14 protein-coding genes are annotated in these 15,487 nt (G+C 71.0%); 9 read left to right on the forward strand and 5 right to left on the reverse strand.

Annotated elements, in window-relative coordinates; translation table 11 throughout:
* Positions 1-266 precede the first annotated feature (266 nt).
* From ACIPYQ_RS08005 to ACIPYQ_RS08015, 3 genes are all read left to right on the forward strand, one after another.
* Positions 267-413, forward strand: a complete 147-nt coding sequence (locus tag ACIPYQ_RS08005; RefSeq protein WP_401247310.1) for a hypothetical protein — start codon at positions 267-269, stop codon at positions 411-413.
* A 343-nt stretch (positions 414-756) separates the two neighbouring features.
* Positions 757-1,038 (forward strand): type II toxin-antitoxin system Phd/YefM family antitoxin, encoded by a 282-nt coding sequence (locus tag ACIPYQ_RS08010; protein WP_401247313.1) that lies wholly within the window; start codon positions 757-759, stop codon positions 1,036-1,038.
* Positions 1,035-1,289, forward strand: a complete 255-nt coding sequence (locus ACIPYQ_RS08015; RefSeq protein WP_401247316.1) for a Txe/YoeB family addiction module toxin — start codon at positions 1,035-1,037, stop codon at positions 1,287-1,289. The genes ACIPYQ_RS08010 and ACIPYQ_RS08015 overlap by 4 nt, the downstream gene beginning before the upstream one ends.
* Before the next feature lie 124 nt (positions 1,290-1,413).
* Here ACIPYQ_RS08015 and ACIPYQ_RS08020 read toward each other — a convergent pair whose 3' ends face one another.
* A complete protein-coding gene (locus ACIPYQ_RS08020) occupies positions 1,414-1,635 on the reverse strand; it encodes a type II toxin-antitoxin system RelE/ParE family toxin (protein WP_401247319.1) in 222 nt (73 codons plus the stop codon).
* A 233-nt stretch (positions 1,636-1,868) separates the two neighbouring features.
* On the opposite strand from ACIPYQ_RS08020, the gene ACIPYQ_RS08025 reads away from it, so the two are divergent.
* Positions 1,869-2,375 (forward strand): DinB family protein, encoded by a 507-nt coding sequence (locus tag ACIPYQ_RS08025; RefSeq protein WP_362238952.1) that lies wholly within the window; start codon positions 1,869-1,871, stop codon positions 2,373-2,375.
* 68 nt (positions 2,376-2,443) lie between these two features.
* Here the strand turns inward: ACIPYQ_RS08025 and ACIPYQ_RS08030 are convergent, their stop codons facing one another.
* From ACIPYQ_RS08030 to gntD, 3 genes are all read right to left on the reverse strand, one after another.
* Positions 2,444-3,904 carry a condensation domain-containing protein gene (locus tag ACIPYQ_RS08030; RefSeq protein ID WP_401247322.1) on the reverse strand — a complete coding sequence of 487 codons (1,461 nt, stop codon included), beginning with the start codon at positions 3,902-3,904 and terminating at the stop codon, positions 2,444-2,446.
* Positions 3,901-7,089, reverse strand: coding sequence for an amino acid adenylation domain-containing protein (locus ACIPYQ_RS08035; RefSeq protein WP_401247324.1), 3,189 nt, complete (start codon positions 7,087-7,089; stop codon positions 3,901-3,903). Before ACIPYQ_RS08035 ends, ACIPYQ_RS08030 begins: the two co-directional genes overlap by 4 nt.
* A 233-nt stretch (positions 7,090-7,322) precedes the next feature.
* Positions 7,323-8,342 carry a guanitoxin biosynthesis L-enduracididine beta-hydroxylase GntD gene (gntD, locus tag ACIPYQ_RS08040; RefSeq protein WP_401247327.1) on the reverse strand — a complete coding sequence of 340 codons (1,020 nt, stop codon included), beginning with the start codon at positions 8,340-8,342 and terminating at the stop codon, positions 7,323-7,325.
* 423 nt (positions 8,343-8,765) lie between these two features.
* Between gntD and ACIPYQ_RS08045 the strand changes: the two genes are divergently transcribed.
* From ACIPYQ_RS08045 to ACIPYQ_RS08055, 3 genes are all read left to right on the forward strand, one after another.
* A complete protein-coding gene (locus ACIPYQ_RS08045; protein ID WP_361760443.1) occupies positions 8,766-10,079 on the forward strand; it encodes an MFS transporter in 1,314 nt (437 codons plus the stop codon).
* Positions 10,076-12,439 (forward strand): M20/M25/M40 family metallo-hydrolase, encoded by a 2,364-nt coding sequence (locus ACIPYQ_RS08050; RefSeq protein WP_401247331.1) that lies wholly within the window; start codon positions 10,076-10,078, stop codon positions 12,437-12,439. The genes ACIPYQ_RS08045 and ACIPYQ_RS08050 overlap by 4 nt, the downstream gene beginning before the upstream one ends.
* Before the next feature lie 125 nt (positions 12,440-12,564).
* Positions 12,565-12,744 carry an MbtH family NRPS accessory protein gene (locus tag ACIPYQ_RS08055; RefSeq protein ID WP_361760437.1) on the forward strand — a complete coding sequence of 60 codons (180 nt, stop codon included), beginning with the start codon at positions 12,565-12,567 and terminating at the stop codon, positions 12,742-12,744.
* A gap of 83 nt (positions 12,745-12,827) precedes the next feature.
* Here the strand turns inward: ACIPYQ_RS08055 and ACIPYQ_RS08060 are convergent, their stop codons facing one another.
* Positions 12,828-13,556: a hypothetical protein gene (locus ACIPYQ_RS08060; protein ID WP_401247335.1), complete on the reverse strand. Its 729-nt coding sequence runs from the start codon at positions 13,554-13,556 to the stop codon at positions 12,828-12,830.
* A 185-nt stretch (positions 13,557-13,741) separates the two neighbouring features.
* On the opposite strand from ACIPYQ_RS08060, the gene ACIPYQ_RS08065 reads away from it, so the two are divergent.
* On the forward strand, positions 13,742-14,518 hold the full coding sequence (locus ACIPYQ_RS08065; RefSeq protein ID WP_401247337.1) for a 4'-phosphopantetheinyl transferase family protein: 777 nt from the start codon (positions 13,742-13,744) through the stop codon (positions 14,516-14,518).
* 133 nt (positions 14,519-14,651) lie between these two features.
* The gene (locus ACIPYQ_RS08070; RefSeq protein WP_401247340.1) at positions 14,652-15,446 is read left to right on the forward strand and encodes a thioesterase II family protein; all 795 of its coding nucleotides are present in this window, start codon (positions 14,652-14,654) and stop codon (positions 15,444-15,446) included.
* Positions 15,447-15,487 lie beyond the last annotated feature (41 nt).

The raw sequence follows: 15,487 nt of genomic DNA on the forward strand, positions 1-15,487 counted from the left end.
GGATGGGGGGCGACGCGGCAGGGGCATTCAGGTGAAGAGGTGAGCTGTTGGCCCCTGCTGTTTCCCGTGCTGGGATGGCGCTGGGGCATCTGATCATCCATCAGCCGTTCGGCCCGCCTGAAGGGCGCCGGTGCGCGGTCCAGCGGGGCGAGGAGACCGTGACGCTTCACGGTGCTGAGCCTGGCGCGCTACGGTCGAGTTCCTGGAGAGGGCTCTGAGGGAGACATTCCCGAACCCACGTTGCGCGGTGGCTCCGGGACTCCTTCGTGCCCGCACCGCACCTCGTCTGGTTCGCGAGCGGCCTCGCCGTGGCGAACGGCGAGCAGGACCCGTGGCCGCTGCCGGCCGAGGGTGGCGACGAAGACATCGCGGCCGAGCTGCGCAGGCACCTCGACTCCGTCGAGACCCCGTAGCCAGTCCGCAGACAGTCCGCAGGACACCCGTAAGCGACCGGCGGGCCCCAACGCACGCCAACAGGGAAATGCCTGGTCAGGGCGACGTGTGCGGCTCAGCCGCAGGTACAGGATCGGGCCGCAGACATTCCGCTTCAACGTCTGAGCACGTGAACTAGCGCCACGTTGCCCACCGGGCAAACCTGCAGGTCAGGCGGGCCCACCTCCTCGGAGGTGGGCCCTTGGCTTTTTCCCGTGCTGGGATGGCGCTGGCATGAGTGGCAGCCCGTCAGGCGCTTCTCCCTCCCGGGCGACGTTGAGAGTGGTACGTTATTAGGTACCACTTGAGGGGAGAGGTCAGGTCATGTCCATAACCGCGAGCGAAGCCCGCAAGGAACTCTTTCCGCTGATCAAGAAGGTCAACGAGAACCACGAGGCCATCGAGATCGTCTCGAAGCACGGCAATGCCGTGCTCGTCTCGGCCGAGGACTACTCGGCTCTGCGCGAGGGCTCGTACCTGCTGCGCTCTCCGGCGAACGCCCGTCGGCTGCTCAAGGCGTACGAGAACGCCCTGGCAAACATCAACGTGTCGGAGCGCGAGCTGATCGATCCGGACTCGGCGGGCGCGGGTGCGGGTGCCGCGTGAGGCTTGTCTTTGAGGATCAGGGCTGGGAGGACTACACGTCCTGGCTCAAGAACGACCGCAAGGTGCTCGCCCGGATCAACAAGCTCATCGAGGACGTCAGACGTGACCCGTTCTCAGGGATCGGCAAGCCCGAACCTTTGAAGTACCACCTGCCCGGCGCGTGGTCGCGGCGGATCGACGACGAGCACCGCCTCGTCTACTTGGTGACGGACAAGGAGGTCATCATCCTCGCAGCCCGGTACCACTACTGATCGGTGAGTGTTCGGTGTGTGCTGGGACGCCTCTCCCATGCTGCGATGACCTCCTCGAAACCTTCGTTTCCGCAGGTGGGAGCTCTGTGCTGACTGTTTCGCTTCAACGTGTAGTCGGCGGCGATCAGGTGTTGTGAACGGTGGGCCGGTGTCCCTCGTGAACGACCCGGACGACAAGTTCCCCGTTGTCGATCGTGTAGGCGACGCGGTAGTCGCCCACCCGCAGCCGGCGACGGTCTGGCGGGACACGCTCGGTGTGGTGGGGTGCCTCGGGGAGGCGGTCGAGGTCCTCCGCGAGGCACCCTTCCGCGCGCGGCGGGCGCATCCAGTCGGGCAGTGCGGCCATGGCTTCACGGTAGCGGCCCGCGGCTCAAGCCGGAGAGCCAACGAACGGCGAAGCCGCCCGGCCGAACTCGTCGATTTGAATGGGCGGTTCGATACTCCCGCCCGGCTCGACCCCCGGCCTGGTTGCGGGGCCTGCCGGAGGGGTGACGCATCGTCAATTTGTTGTCTTTCGGCCGAAAATCATCTCCGGGGATGCCTCGACATCGGTTGCGGTGATCGGGAATGCTTGGCGCAATGATCAGAATCGACGACACGCCGCCCGCGTGGGACGAGCGTGCCCAGCTCACCACGTTCCTCGACTACACCCGTGGCACCGCCCGCGCCAAGTGCGACGGCGTCTCCGCGGAGAACGCGCGCAAGGCGCTCCTGCCGGGCTCGCCGCTGATGACCATGAGCGGGCTGATCAACCACCTGCGCTGGGTCGAGTACTACTGGTTCCAGGTGGTCTTCCTCGGCGAGGAGGAGCAGGGGCCCTGGACCGAGGAGGACCCCGACCGCGAGATGCGCATCGCCGTCGACTTCCCGCTCGCGCAGTTGCTCGACGAGTACGCCGAACAAAGCGCCCGCTACCGCGAGCTGGTCGCCGGGAACAGCCTGGACACCCAGGCCAAGCGAGCCATCCGTGACGGCCTCCACGTCGACCTGCGCTGGATCCTCCTCCACCTCACCGAGGAGACCGCCCGCCACAACGGCCACCTGGACATCCTGCGCGAGATGCTCGACGGCGCGACCGGCGCCTAGATCCCGCCGCCGCAACCGGGCCTTGGCGAGGCCGTGACAGCGGCATCGCCAAGGCCGTCCTCGTCTCCTCAGGGGCGGGAGGGCGGGACCCGCAGCGTCGGTGCGTTGGGGCCGCCCTGGGCGTCGAAGACCTTGAAGCCGGGGTCGGCCGCGATCCGTTCCAGCAGGTCCCGGTAGTCGGCGGCGATGTCCCGTACGCGCTCAGGAGTGAAGGCGTCGGTCCGGTAGGTCACGATGACATGGGTGCCGGCGGTGCCGTGCGTGACCCGGAGCGTGAAGTCGCGCTCCGCCCGCCGCCAGGGCGGATCGGCGATCATTTCGGTGCGCAGGGCCGTCACGCCCTGGGGCGGGAGGCCCGGGTCGCTCTCCTCGGTGAACAGCGAGCGCAGCAGGGAGTGCGTGCCGGCCGTGGGCTCGTGGCCGAGCTCCGCCGTGAGTTCCCCGATCGGCAGCTCGTGGTGCTCGAAGTCCGCCGCGGTCCGCTCGCGGACCCGGCCCAGTACCTCCGTGAAGGTGGGGTCCCCGGACAGGTCCGCGCGCAGCACCAGGTAGTTCATGAACGCGCCGGCCAGGGAGTCGATCTCCGGCCGGTCCCGGTAGGTGTACGGAGAGGCGACCGCGCCGTCGCGCACCCCGGTGTACCAGGAGAGCAGCGTGTGGCAGGCGGCCAGCGTCACCATGAACAGGGTCGCATTGTGGGCGCTGCCCACGTTCCGCAGTGCCTGTACCGTCTCGGCGGGCACGGGGAGCTGGTAGGTGCGCCCCCAGGAGCCGGGCGCCGGCCGGGGCGGGGCATCCGTCGGCGGCACCACCCCGGTCGCCCCCTGCAGCGCCGGGAGCCAGTAGTCCAGCAGCCGCCGGCGGGATCCGCTCAGTCGCTGGTTCTGCCAGACGGCCACGTCCGCGACCTGGACGGGGAGCGGAGGCAGGGGAGAAGGGAGCCCGGCGGCGAAGGCGGCGTACAGCACTGCCAGCTCCGCGATGATGATCTCCATCGTGCGGCCGTCACTGACGATGTGATGCACCACGAGCAGCATGTGGTGTTCCTGCGGGCCCAGCCGCAGCACGTGCAGCCGGACCAGCAGGTCCTTTTCGAGGTCGAACGGCTCGTCGAGGATCGTGGCCATCGCCGCATCGGCGCCGTCCGGCGTCACTTCGGTGACCGGTACGGAGAGGAGGGCGGCGGCGGGTCGTACGGCCTGCACGGGATCGCCGTGCTCATCGGTGCCGAAGGACGTGCGCAGCGCCTCGTGCCGCTCGGTCACGGCGGTGAACGCCTGCTCGAGGACCGGGATGTCCAGCGGGCCGTACAGGCGGACGCCGCCGAGGGTCACCCAGGTGCCGCCGGCCGGGGAGTGGTGGTGGAGGTCCCACATCAGCCGCTGGGTGTGGGAGAGGGGGAACGTGTCCCCGCCTTCGGTCCTGGGAAGCCGCGGGATGCCGGTGGCCTTCTTCCTGGACCGGCGACGGGCCAGCAGGGCGGCCTCCAGCCTGGCCCGGGCGGCCAGATCCGCTTGTGTGGACGTCATGCCGACTCCTCTTCCGTGGCGGCCGCGTCCGGGTCCTGCGTTCCGTCATCGGCGAGCAGCATCTCGAAGACGTACTGCCCCACCGCGGCCACGGTGGGCTCGATCGTGAACAGCACCCGCAGGGGAACCTGCACGCCGAGTTCCTCGCTCACCTCGGAGAGCATGCGTACGGCGATCAGGGAGTGGCCGCCCAGATCGAAGAAGTTGTCGTGGACGCCGACCCGGTCGACGCCCAGCATGTCGGACCAGATCCGGGCGAGTTCTTCCTCGACGGGGGTGCGGGGAGCGGTGTACCCGGTGGACGTGGAGACCGCGGAGACCTCGGGCAGGGCGGCGCGGTCCACCTTTCCGTTCGCCGTCAGCGGCAGCTCCGGCAGCGGGACGTAGTGGCTGGGGACCATCCATTCGGGCAGCCTGCCGGCGAGGAACGCACGCAGCTGAGCGGGGTCTGCCGCGCCGTCCTCGGCGGGTACGAAATAGGCCACCAGCCGCATGGCGTTCAACGCGTCGGCCCGGGCCACCACGGCGCCGCCGGAGAGCCCGGGGTGCTGGGTGAGAACGGCTTCGACCTCCCCCGGCTCCACCCGGTAGCCCCGGATCTTGACCTGCTGATCGGCCCGCCCGACGAACTGCAGGGTGCCGTCCGTGCGGCGGCACACCACGTCTCCGGTGCGGTAGAGGCGGGCGCCGGGGGTCGTCGCGTACGGGTCGGGCAGGAAGCGTTCGGCGGTCAGTCCGGGGCGTGCGTGGTAGCCGCGGGCCACGGACGGGCCGCCCAGGTACAGCTCGGCGGCCACTCCCGCGGGCACGGGCTCCAGCCATTCGTCGAGTACGTACGCCCGGCAGTGCGGCAGCGGATGGCCGAGCGGCACGACGGCCTCCGCGATTCCGTCGTAGTCGACCGGCGCCACGATGGAGGTACAGGCGGCCTCGGTGACCCCGTAGACCTGCAGGAGCCGGCCCGGCCACTGCCGCCACGGCAGAAGACGGCCCAGCGCGGGAGCCGCCTCGCTCCCGAAGAGCAGGGTGCGCAAGGTGGGCGGCAGCGCGGCGCGTTCGGCCTCCGTGATGGCACTCAGCCGGGACGGGGTGGTCGACAGTGTCGTCGCGCCCGTCTCCCGCACGAGGTCCCACAGCTCATCGATGGCGATCGGCGGCTTGCCGTCGGGCAGCGCGACCGATCCGCCCGTCAGCAGGTGGGGGAACACCTCCTCCGCGACCACGTCGAAGCCCAGCGGCGCCAGTTGCAGGGCCCGGTCCTCGCTCGTGAGCCCGAGTGCGCCGGACATCGCGTGGGCGAAGCCGGCGACTCCGGCGTGGGTGTTCATCGCGCCCTTGGGATGCCCGGTCGAGCCGGAGGTGTAGATGAGGTACGCGAGGTGGTCCGGCGTGGTCCTGTCCGGCGGCGGGCCCATGTGCGAGGCCGGGCCGGCGGCGTCGAGGAGGACCGGCTCGCGGTCGCGCACGGCCGGCAGGGCGGCGTACTCGTCCGTGGTCACGACGTAGGACACACCGGAGTCGGACAGCATGTAGTCCAGGCGCTCGGCCGGATAGTCGGGGTCGAGCGGGAGGTAGTAGCCGCCGGCCTTGAGCACGCCGAGGTAGGCGGTGATCAGCTCGGGAGAGCGGGGGAGGAGGATGGCGACGGGTGTTTCGAGGTCGACGCCGCGCTCGCGCAACTGCCAGGCGAGCCGGTTCGCCGCGCCGTCCAGCTCTGCGTAACTGAGACTCCGGCTGCCGCAGACCACGGCGGTCGCCTCCGGCGTGGCAGCCGCCCGTCGGGCGAACTCCCGGTGCAGGCAGTCGGGTTGTCCGGTGGCCGTCGCGGCAGGCTGAGCGGTGGAGGCCAGCAGCTCCTCGCGCTCGTCGTCCTCCAGCAGCCGCAGCCGGGAGATCGGCGTGTGCGCGCTGGTGGCGATCGCGTCGAGCAGCGTCACGAGGTGACGGGCCATCCGCTCGATGGTGGCGGCGTCGAACAGCTCGGTGCTGTACTCGAGGGTGCCGTAGGAGACCTCCGGCCCGGGGATGATCTCCAGGGACAGGTCGAACTTGGCGGTGCGCGTGGCCACGGGCATCGCTTCGAAGGTCAGCCCGCCGGCGGACCAGCCGTCCTGCGGCAGGTTCTGCAGCGACAGCATCACCTGGGCCAGCGGTCCCCCCAGGCCCGCGTAGCGCGGCGGCCTGAGCTCCTCCACCAGCTTTTCGTACGGCAGGTCCTGGTGCGCGTACGCACCGAGGCAGACCTCGCGGCAGCGGGCGAGGAGCTCGATGAAGGTCGGGTCTCCGGAGCTGTCCACCCGCAGGGCCAGCGTGTTGACGAAGAACCCGATCAGGCCGGCCAGTTCGGAGCGGTTGCGCCCGGCGACCGGTGAGGCGACCGAGATGTCATGACTGCCGGAGTAGCGGGAGAGCAGCACGTTGAAGGCCGCGAGGAAGGTCATGAACGGCGTCACCTCGTGCTCCCGGGAGAGCCGGTCCAGCCGGGTGACGAGCGCCGTCGGGATGGTGAACGCGTGCACGGCTCCGGCCGACGAAGGTTCGGCGGGTCGTGGCCGGTCGGCGGGCAGCTGGAGCGGCTCGAGGCCGGTCAGCCGCTCGCGCCAGTAGTCGACCAGGCGGGACAGCCCCTCGCCCTGCAGCGTCTCGCGCTGCCAGATCGCGTAGTCCACGTACTGGAGGGGGAGCGGCTCCAGCTGCGCCTGCCGGCCGGCCGCGTGGGCCTCGTAGTGCAGCGAGAGCTCCCGCAGGAAGATGCCGGACGACCAGCCGTCCGTCACGATGTGATGCATGGTCAGGACGGCGATGTGCTCCTCGTCGGAGCGCCTCAGCAGCCGCATGCGTACCAGCGGCCCGGTCGTCAGGGAGAAGGGCCGCTCGACCTCGGCCAGGATGAGCTCGTCGACGTCCCGGTCCCCGATCTCGTCGACCGGCACTTCCATGCGCAGCTCGGGCAGAACGACCTGGAGGGGTACCACTCCGTCGAAGTGGAAGACCGTGCGCAGTGCTTCGTGCCGCTCGACGACACTGTCGAGTGCCCGGCGCAGTGCGGAGTGGTCCAGCCGCCCTCCGATGCGCACGGCTGCGAGCACGTTGTACGTGGGCTGCCCGGGGTCCGCCTGGTCCAGCAGCCACATGCTCTGCTGGGTGAAGGAGGTGTCGGCCATGAAGGAGTCGTCGTCGGTCATCTCATCGTCCGTTTCCGCGGGTCCGGGCTTCGGTACGGCGCCCATCACGTGTTCCCTGCTGCGTTCGGCTCCGTCCGGCGTCCGGACGGGAGCAAGGCGAGACGGCTGTCGGCCCGTGCCGGTTCACCGGCGCACGGGCCGACAGCTCCCGGGGCCCCTGTTCCCGAGGTCCCTCAGGTGGTGTCAGGTGTTCTCGGGGCCACCGGGTCCGGGGATCCCGGTTTCCCAGGTCCTCAGACCAGCGCTCGCCCGTGCGAGCCGTAGCGGCGGTCCTCGGAGTCCCGCAGGTTCGCCGTCACGTTGATGCGGCGCAGCCAGCGGTCCGTACCGTCGTAGCGGGCCTTGAACGGCTTGCGGCCGTGCACCGCACGCTTGTTGTCGATGATCAGCAGCTCGCCGGGGGTGATCACGACGTCACGGAGCCGGTTGTCGATGGCGTCGATGACGATCTCCAGCGCCTTCTCCGCGGCCGGGTCGTTCAGGGCCCGCTTCATGAACGCCGGGTCGAGCCGTACGAAGGGAGCCTCCTGCTTCCCGCTGAGGATCGAGGTGGGCCGCGGGCTGCTGTTCATCTCCGCGATCTGCTGGAACGCCTTGTCGGCCCACGCGTTGGTCTCGACACCGGTGGTCGTCTCGTTGAAGGCCGCGGTGTGGGACTCGTCCGGCAGGATGATGAACCGCTCTTCGAACAGGATCCGGCGTGTCGCCTCGTCCAGCTCGAGGTCCTGAACCGGCGCGAAGGTGGTCGGCACCTTGTCCGAGTTGCGCAGGCAGAACAGCATGATCCAGTCGGCGCGCATCGGGTGGAACGCGTCCTCGTTGTGCCATTCCAGGTTCACGGTCGAACTCGAACCCAGCTGGGAGTCCTCGTGGCCGCGTACCGGGAAGACGTCCAGCACGAGCCGACCGCGCTGCTGGGTCAGGTAGGAGATCGGGTCACCCATCAGGGAACCCATCAGGAGCAGAACGGCCGCCGCCCGGTCGGTCTCGCGGCTCTTCGGCTCGTCGGTGTAGCTCATCGGCGTCGGGCCGAGCGTGTCCTCGTCGACCGGGAGGTTGGACAGCACCAGGCCGCCGTACGGCCGGCCGGTGAGCCGGAAGTCCGTCAGGTGCTTGCGCACCCGTACGGGCATCTCGTGGGCCCGCACCGACAGCCGGCCGAGCTGGTCGTCGAGGGGGCGCTCCGGGTCCTCGTCGAGGAGGTCATCGGTGAGCTGACGGACCGCTGCGTTCTCGTCCCGGGTCAGCTCCAAGCACGGTACACCGTCAGACACTCGTATCCCGAGGCCTTCGGCTTCTTCAACATCCGCCAATCCCACGTTCAACCTCCTCTGAGAACAGCCTGAGCCAGACCGTTTGGGCACGAGGCTGACAGCCGTTCTCCTGCATCAGGCAGTCGGGGACTCCCCTGACAGGCCTTCGGCCACCTCGTGCCCGCCGGCCCGCAGGGCGGCGAAGGCACCGGCACGACGGGCCCCGGGCACCGGTACGGCGGGGCCGGGGCACCGGCACCGGATCGCTGTCGCGCATCACGGTGAGCCGCGCGGACGGCCGGGACGCCCACCGGCCGGTCCGCCGTCCGCTCGGTGGCATGGGGGATTCCCCCGACTCCTGTCCGGTGCGCTCCGCTGCCACCATCGGGGTGCTCTTTCGGCCTCAGGAAGGAGGCACCCGAGGTGGCCAAACCGACCATCGCTGCGACATCGCCGCGCCGCTTCGGGGCCGGATTCCTGCAACTGTGGTCTGCGACCTCGATGTCCGGGCTCGGGGACGGTGTCCGGATCATCGCGCTCTCCGTGTACGCCGCCACGGTCAGCAGCGATCCGGTCGCCGTATCGCTGGTCGCGGTGGCCGGGCAACTGCCCTGGGTCCTCGTCGGTCCGCTCACCGGCACGTTGATCGACCATCTCGACCGCTGGCGGATGCTGTGGATCTGCGACGTGGCCAGGGCCGTCGTACTGGCCTGCTTCGTCGCGGTGATCCTCGCGGACCGGGTCGGGATAGCCGCCCTGGCGATCACCGCGTTCCTGCTGAGCTCCATCGAGACGATGGCGGACAACCTGTCCCAGGCCGTCGTGCCCGATGTGGCCGGCTCCAGCTCGCTGGACTCGGCCAACAGCAGACTGCTGACCGGGCGCCTGATCACCATGGAGTTCCTGGGTGCTCCCGTGGGCACGGCGCTGTTCGCCGTCGCCCACGTGCTGCCCTTCGGTCTGGCGACGGTCTGCTTCGCGCTCTCCGCCCTGCTGATCTACGGCGTACGGGGCGTCGGCACCCGGACGCCCGGGCAGGGCCGCCCCCTCGACCTGCGGATGCTCACGGCCCAGACGGGTGAAGGGATCGCCTGGCTGTGGCGGCACCGGCTGCTGCGCACGGTCTGCCTGATGACGGGGATGCTCAACTTCGCGGTGCTCGCCGTGATGGGCGTCGCCGTGCTCTACGCCCTGCACGTTCTTCACGTCAGCGAGACGGAGTACGGCCTGCTCCTCCTCGTGATCGCGGGCGGCGGGCTGCTGGGCCTGATGCTCGCGCCCCGGCTCATCGCGGTGATGGGGCGCGGGGCGGTGCTCCAGCTCTCCTTCGCCTTGTGCCCGCTGGCCTTCGCCCTCGGCGGGGCAGCCGTACAGGCGCTGACCGCGGCGTTCGCCTTCGCCTTCGTGGGGATCAGCGTCGCGCTGGTCAACGTGGTCACCACCACGCTGCGCCAGGAGATCATTCCGCCGGACCGGTTCGGCAGCATCAACGGCGCGTACCGGCTGGTCATCAACGGCCTGGCGCCCTTGGGCGGCTTCTCCGGCGGGTTGATCGCCGACCACTTCACTCTGCGCGCCCCCTTCTTCCTCGCGGCCGGACTGCTCGCCGTGGTCACGCTCGTCTCGCTGCCGTTGCTGTCGAACCGCAGCATCGGGCAGCTGTCGGAGCAGTGCGACGTCTCACCGCACGCGGGCGCCGGGACAACGACCACCAGCACAGGAACGGCTGACCAGTGACCCTTCGCGAGAGCGTGACCCCCGATACGCCCACTCGGCCGCCGGCCGAGCCACCCGCGGTGCGGCGGCGCCTTCCCGGGCTGCTCCTGCTCGCCGTCGTCGCCCTGATCGCCGTGGCGGCGACCGTGACCAGCGCGGTGGCACCCCTCGACCCGCTGCCCGGCGATGCGCCCGCGAAGGAGTTCTCGGCCACCCGCGCACATGCCCACGTCGAGAAGATCGCCACCGAGCCGCACCCCATCGGAACGGCCTCGCACGACCGGGTCCGCGACTGGCTGCTGGGTGAGCTCACCCGGCTGGGACTCGAGCCCAAGACCGGCGAGTCGGTCGGTGTCGACCGCACCCCCGGCCACAACATGGCGGCACGGGTGCAGAACATCCAGGCCACCGTGCGCGGTACGGACCCGACCGGCCGGGTTCTGGTCGTGGCCCACTACGACTCCATAGAGAACGGCCCCGGCGCCACCGACGACGCACACGGCGTCGCGGTCCTGTTGGAGACCATCCGGGCCCTGCGCGAGGGGCCCGCGCCGCGCAACGACATCACCTTCCTGTTCTCGGACGGTGAGGAGCCCGGAACGATGGGGGCCCGCGCGTTCGCCGCCTCCGGCGTGGTGGGTGACGTGGACCGGACCGTCGTGCTCAACCTGGAGGCCAGGGGGACGTCCGGACGTGCCGTGATGTTCGAGACGGGTGCGCACAACGGGGCGCTCGTACCGGCGCTCGGTGACCACGTCCCGGTCACCACGTCGCTCGCGTACGAGGTGTACCGGCTGCTGCCCAACACCACCGACTTCACGGTCTTCCGCGAGGCAGGCCTGACCGGGATGAACTTCGCCAACATCGGCACGTCGGCGAATTACGACACCGCTCAGGACAACCTGGCCAACTCCAGCCGCGCCTCCCTGCAGGACATGGGCTCCACGGTGCTGGCCGCGACCCGGAAGCTCGCCGCCGCCGACATCCCGGCGATCTCGAAGAGCTCGAACGCCACCTACTTCTCCCTCGGCGGCCTGCTGCTGCGCTACCCGGGCGGCCTGGTCCTGCCCCTGGCCGGTCTTTCGGTGGCGGCCATCACGGCCGCCGTGTGGTTCGCGGTGCGCCGCCGGGCCGTCAGGGGCCGCTCGGTGGCGGTCGTGGCCGCGACCGTTCCGGCGCCGCTGCTCGCGGCGGTCGCCGTCGGCTGGACGGGCTGGCAGCTCATGACGCTCGTCCGTCCGCACTACACGGGCTTCGCCTTCGGGGACCCGTACCGGCCGGGGCCCGCCGCGTTCGGCCTGGCGGTGCTCACGGCGGTGGCGGTCTGGATCTGGGCCTCGCTGCTGCGGCGCCGGCACGGGGCTCTGGAACTGGGCGCGGCGGTCACCTGCTGGCTGACCGCGCTGGCCGTCCTCACCGCCGCCCTGGTACCCGGCGCCTCCTACCTCTTCGTGTGGCCCGCGCTGGCCGGCTCGGCGGGCCTGGCGCTCGCGGCCCGGCTGCCGCGGAGCTCGGCATGGCGGGAGCCGTTGTCGGCGCTGGCCGTGGTGCCCGGGGCCGCGTTGCTGGTCCCCATCGCGGCGCTGTTCTTCGACGCGCTGGGACTGGTCCTGGCCATGGTGCCGCTCGTCGTCGTGGCCCTCTTCGCGGCCCCGCTCGTGGCGCCGTTCGCCGGCCGCCTCCGCCGTCGGTCCTTCGTCGTGTGGACGTCCGTGGCGGCACTGGTCGGGACCGCCGTGTGCGGGTTCGGCCTGGCACGGGACGGCGTGGACAGCCGGCACCCCGCCCATGTCAGCCTCTTGTACGTGGTCGACGGGGACCGGAACAAGGCCAGCTGGGTGAGCGGGTTCGGCGTCCACCCCTGGATCGAACAGTACGTCGGCGACGACATGATGACCGTGGCCACGCAGTTCCCCTACTTGAAGGTGCCGGACGAATGGCGTTCGGGCCCCGCGCCGCTCGTCGACGCCCCGACGCCGGAGCTGCGGGTGCTGTCGGCCCAGAGCGGCGCCGGATCGAGGGAAGTCGTGGTGCGCATCAACGCCGTCGGCGCGGCCGCCAGCCAGCTGATGCTGTACGCCGACACGCAGGGCGGTTCCTCCGTGCAGGCCCTGACGATCGGCGGCGACAAGCTGCCCGGTGGCCACAACAGGCCAGGAGTCAAGGGCCGTTGGGGGTGGGGGTTCACCTATGCCGCACCACCGGCCGAGGGCGTCGAGCTGAAGCTGACGGTCCAAGGCGATGGACCGCTGAACCTGCGCCTGCTGGCGAAGTCCACCGGGTTCCCCGGCGGAGCGCTCAAAGACGAGCGCCCCGCGAACGTCACCTGGGCGTCATGGGACGCCGGATTCACCCTTGTCTCGAAGGAGTTCACCATCTGATGGCTGTACGCCAGGTGCCGCTGCCGCTCCGGCGGCCGGCGCCGGGGCGGCAATCGGCACACCGCACAGCAGGTCCGCGCACACACCGGCGCCCTTTCGAAGGCGCACCGATCGGGAGGTTCGTTATGGCAGAGACGCAGGAATTCCACGTAGTCGTCAACACCGAGGAGCAGTACTCAATCTGGCGGGCGGGCCGCGAGATCCCGGCCGGCTGGCGGGGGGAGGGCTTCAGCGGTTCCAAGGAGGACTGCCTGGCCCACATCGATGCCACCTGGACGGACATGCGTCCCGCCAGCGCTCGCTGACCGGTGAGCCACAGAGTCGCCGAGGGCCTGTCCCCCGCCCTGTCGAGGCGGGAGGCAGGCCCTCGGCGATTGCGCAGCCCTCGTCAGGCGCTCGCGTCTATGGCGATCCACAGGGCCGAGGCGTGGGCGAGCAGCCGGCCCTCGGCCGCGTCGTAGAGCGCGGTGAGATTGGTCGTCGTGCGCTCCTCGGTGTGCACCAGTCTGCCGACCACCACGTACTCCCGCCCGGCCACCGGGAGTTCGTCGATCTGGGCGGACATCCGTCCCAGCAGCCGGGGGCGCCGCACCGGATCGGTCGTCCAGCCGCCGGGGCAGTCCAGGGCGCTCCAGACGATCTCGGGGAGCACCACGCCCTGTTCATCGGCCAGCCCGGGCCCCGGAGTCCACAGGCAGGCGACCGTGTCCGGCTTGCCCTCGACCGCACCCGGCCGCAGGGCCAGACCGCCCTCGGCCCGCTCAGGGCCGCAGACGAAGCACGTGGGGAAGGGATGCCCGACGCCGGTGAAGGAGTCCTGCGCCGCCTTCGCCTCCGCCGCCGTCACCGGCTCCAGTACGGGAGGGGGACCGCTGCCCGCGGTGACGGAGGCGACCACGTCCTCACCGTGCCAGGCGTGCCCGCGCTTCCCGGCCGGCTGGTAGGAGAGCGGGGTGTCCAGGGGGACCGGGAGGTGCAGGGAGACGGCGACGGGGGCGGTCAGCTGCCCGCCGGCCGTGGCCAGCTCGGCCAGCCTGCCGCACGCGTAGCCGCCGTTGGCGCTGGTGGGGGGCCCGTTGAAGGCGCCGGCGATGGAGAAGGTGGATGTCGCGGTCAAGGAGGCTCCTCGGCAGGGCGAAGGGTCGTGTCAGCGACCTATGAACGTACCGACGACCGGCCTGCTCTTCGGCCGCCCGGATGTCAGGAGTGTTCCCGACTGTCAGTGCAGTTGCCGGGATTGCCAGTCTCTTCCAGGAACCACGGGTGTGACTTCGCAGCGCCCTCGGACAACAGGGGGTGGCGATGACCCGGATTCGCCCCGTGGCGGGGAGCAGGGCCGATCTGCACGCCGATGCCGCCGCCGGACGGGACCACGATCCGGCCGCGGAGCTGTCCGCCCCCCGGAACCTGCCCGCCGACACCGTCCACGTGTGGTGCCTGGACCTTGACGAGCTGGTGCTGCCGGACGGCGGCGACTGCCTGGATGCGCAGGAGCGACAGCGCGCCGCCCGGCTGCAGCACGCGGCGGACCGTCGGCGCCACCGGGCCGCGCACTGCGCGCTGCGGCACATCCTCGCCGGCTGTACGGGGCAGGAACCGGCAGCGCTGCGGACCGAGCGGCGCTGTCCGCGCTGCGGGCCGTCGCCGCACGGCAAGCCGGTATGGAGCGCAGGAGCGGGCCGGGCCGCTGTGGACGTCAACCTGAGCCACAGCGACCACATCGCGATGGTGGCCGTGGCGAGGGCGCCGCTGTCGGTGGGCATCGACGTGGAACGCGTCCGCGCCGGGATCCGATGGGCCACCGTGCTGGCCGACCCGGACGCCGGGAGCGGGCTGTCCGACCAGGACGGCACCCGGATCTGGACCCGCCTCGAAGCGGTGGGCAAGGCGGCCGGCACCGGAATGGCGGACCGGCCGGTCCTGGGCGGGGCACAGCCCGGCGGCTGGACCGCGGCGTCGGTCCCCGCTCTGGGCGGCGGCTGGTCCGTACGGGACCTCGCCGCCCCGCAGGGCTTCGTCGCCGCCCTGGCGGTCGACGCACTGCCCGCGAACCGCACGGTGACGGTGACGCTGTGCTGAGGTCGCGTGCGCGCGCCACCGGCTCGCGCCCGTCTGTCAGGAACTCCCCTGACTGCAACTCCCGGCCGCTGTCGTGAAGCTGGAATCCGGTGTCCGGCACGGCCGGACCCGCTGTGATGTGAAGGGGACTCCGATGACATGGCTGCGCGACTGGTCGCACAGCGAGCACGTCGCACTGCGGGTGCTCTGCCTCCCGGGCGCCGGGACCGCGGCCCATACGTTCCGCCGCTGGACCCGGCTGCTGCCGCCCGACATCGGGGTGGTCGCGGTGGAACTGCCCGGCCGGGGAAGCCGCTTCGGTGAGCCCGCGGTGCACTCGATGGAGGAGATCCTGCGCCCGCTCAGCGAGGAGGTGGCCGCGCTGGCCGACCGCCCGCTGGTGGTCTTCGGCCACAGCATGGGAGCCGTCGTCGGTGCCGAGCTGTGCCGCACCCTCGGCCGCGAGCGGGGCTTCACCCCCGACCTCGTGATCGCCGCGGCATGCGAGGCTCCGCGTCTGCCCCCGCGCAAGGACTACGCGCGGTGGCTCACCGATGAGGGGATCCTCCACTTCCTGCGGGAGATGGACGGCACTCCCCCCGAACTGCTCGCCGATGCGGACTACATGCGGATGCTGGTCCCCGCGGTGCGCGCGGACCTGACGGTCCTGGCGACCCGGCCGCCCGCCGAGGACAGGCCGCTGGGCTGCCCGGTGCGGGTCTACCTGGGGGACTCGGACACGGGCGTACACCCCGACCGGGCCGCGCACTGGCGCGCGGAGAGCAACGGTGATTTCGCCACCCACACCTTTGCCTCCGGGCACTTCTTCATCCAGGACAAGGTGACCGAGGTGGTGGAGCGGCTGCGCGCCGATGTGGCCGCCACGCTCGGTGCCGCCGCGCCTCCCCGGCCGGTTCACCGCCCCGAGTACCGCACACGACCGCTGTGAAGGCCGTGGGCCCGCCCCTTCCCGCGAGCGCGCCCACGGTC

The organism is Streptomyces sp. NPDC090045 (genome assembly GCF_044747975.1).
Taxonomy (GTDB): domain Bacteria; phylum Actinomycetota; class Actinomycetes; order Streptomycetales; family Streptomycetaceae; genus Streptomyces.

What these genes read in the sequence shown, in the direction of transcription:
- ACIPYQ_RS08065 (WP_401247337.1), top strand. Translation starts at nt 13,742, where the DNA reads ATGACCCGGATTCGCCCCGTGGCGGGGAGCAGGGCCGATCTGCACGCC.
- ACIPYQ_RS08025 (WP_362238952.1), top strand. Translation starts at nt 1,869, where the DNA reads ATGATCAGAATCGACGACACGCCGCCCGCGTGGGACGAGCGTGCCCAG.
- ACIPYQ_RS08030 (WP_401247322.1), bottom strand. Translation starts at nt 3,904, where the DNA reads ATGACGTCCACACAAGCGGATCTGGCCGCCCGGGCCAGGCTGGAGGCC.
- ACIPYQ_RS08020 (WP_401247319.1), bottom strand. Translation starts at nt 1,635, where the DNA reads ATGGCCGCACTGCCCGACTGGATGCGCCCGCCGCGCGCGGAAGGGTGC.
- ACIPYQ_RS08010 (WP_401247313.1), top strand. Translation starts at nt 757, where the DNA reads ATGTCCATAACCGCGAGCGAAGCCCGCAAGGAACTCTTTCCGCTGATC.
- ACIPYQ_RS08070 (WP_401247340.1), top strand. Translation starts at nt 14,652, where the DNA reads ATGACATGGCTGCGCGACTGGTCGCACAGCGAGCACGTCGCACTGCGG.
- ACIPYQ_RS08035 (WP_401247324.1), bottom strand. Translation starts at nt 7,089, where the DNA reads ATGACCGACGACGACTCCTTCATGGCCGACACCTCCTTCACCCAGCAG.
- ACIPYQ_RS08055 (WP_361760437.1), top strand. Translation starts at nt 12,565, where the DNA reads ATGGCAGAGACGCAGGAATTCCACGTAGTCGTCAACACCGAGGAGCAG.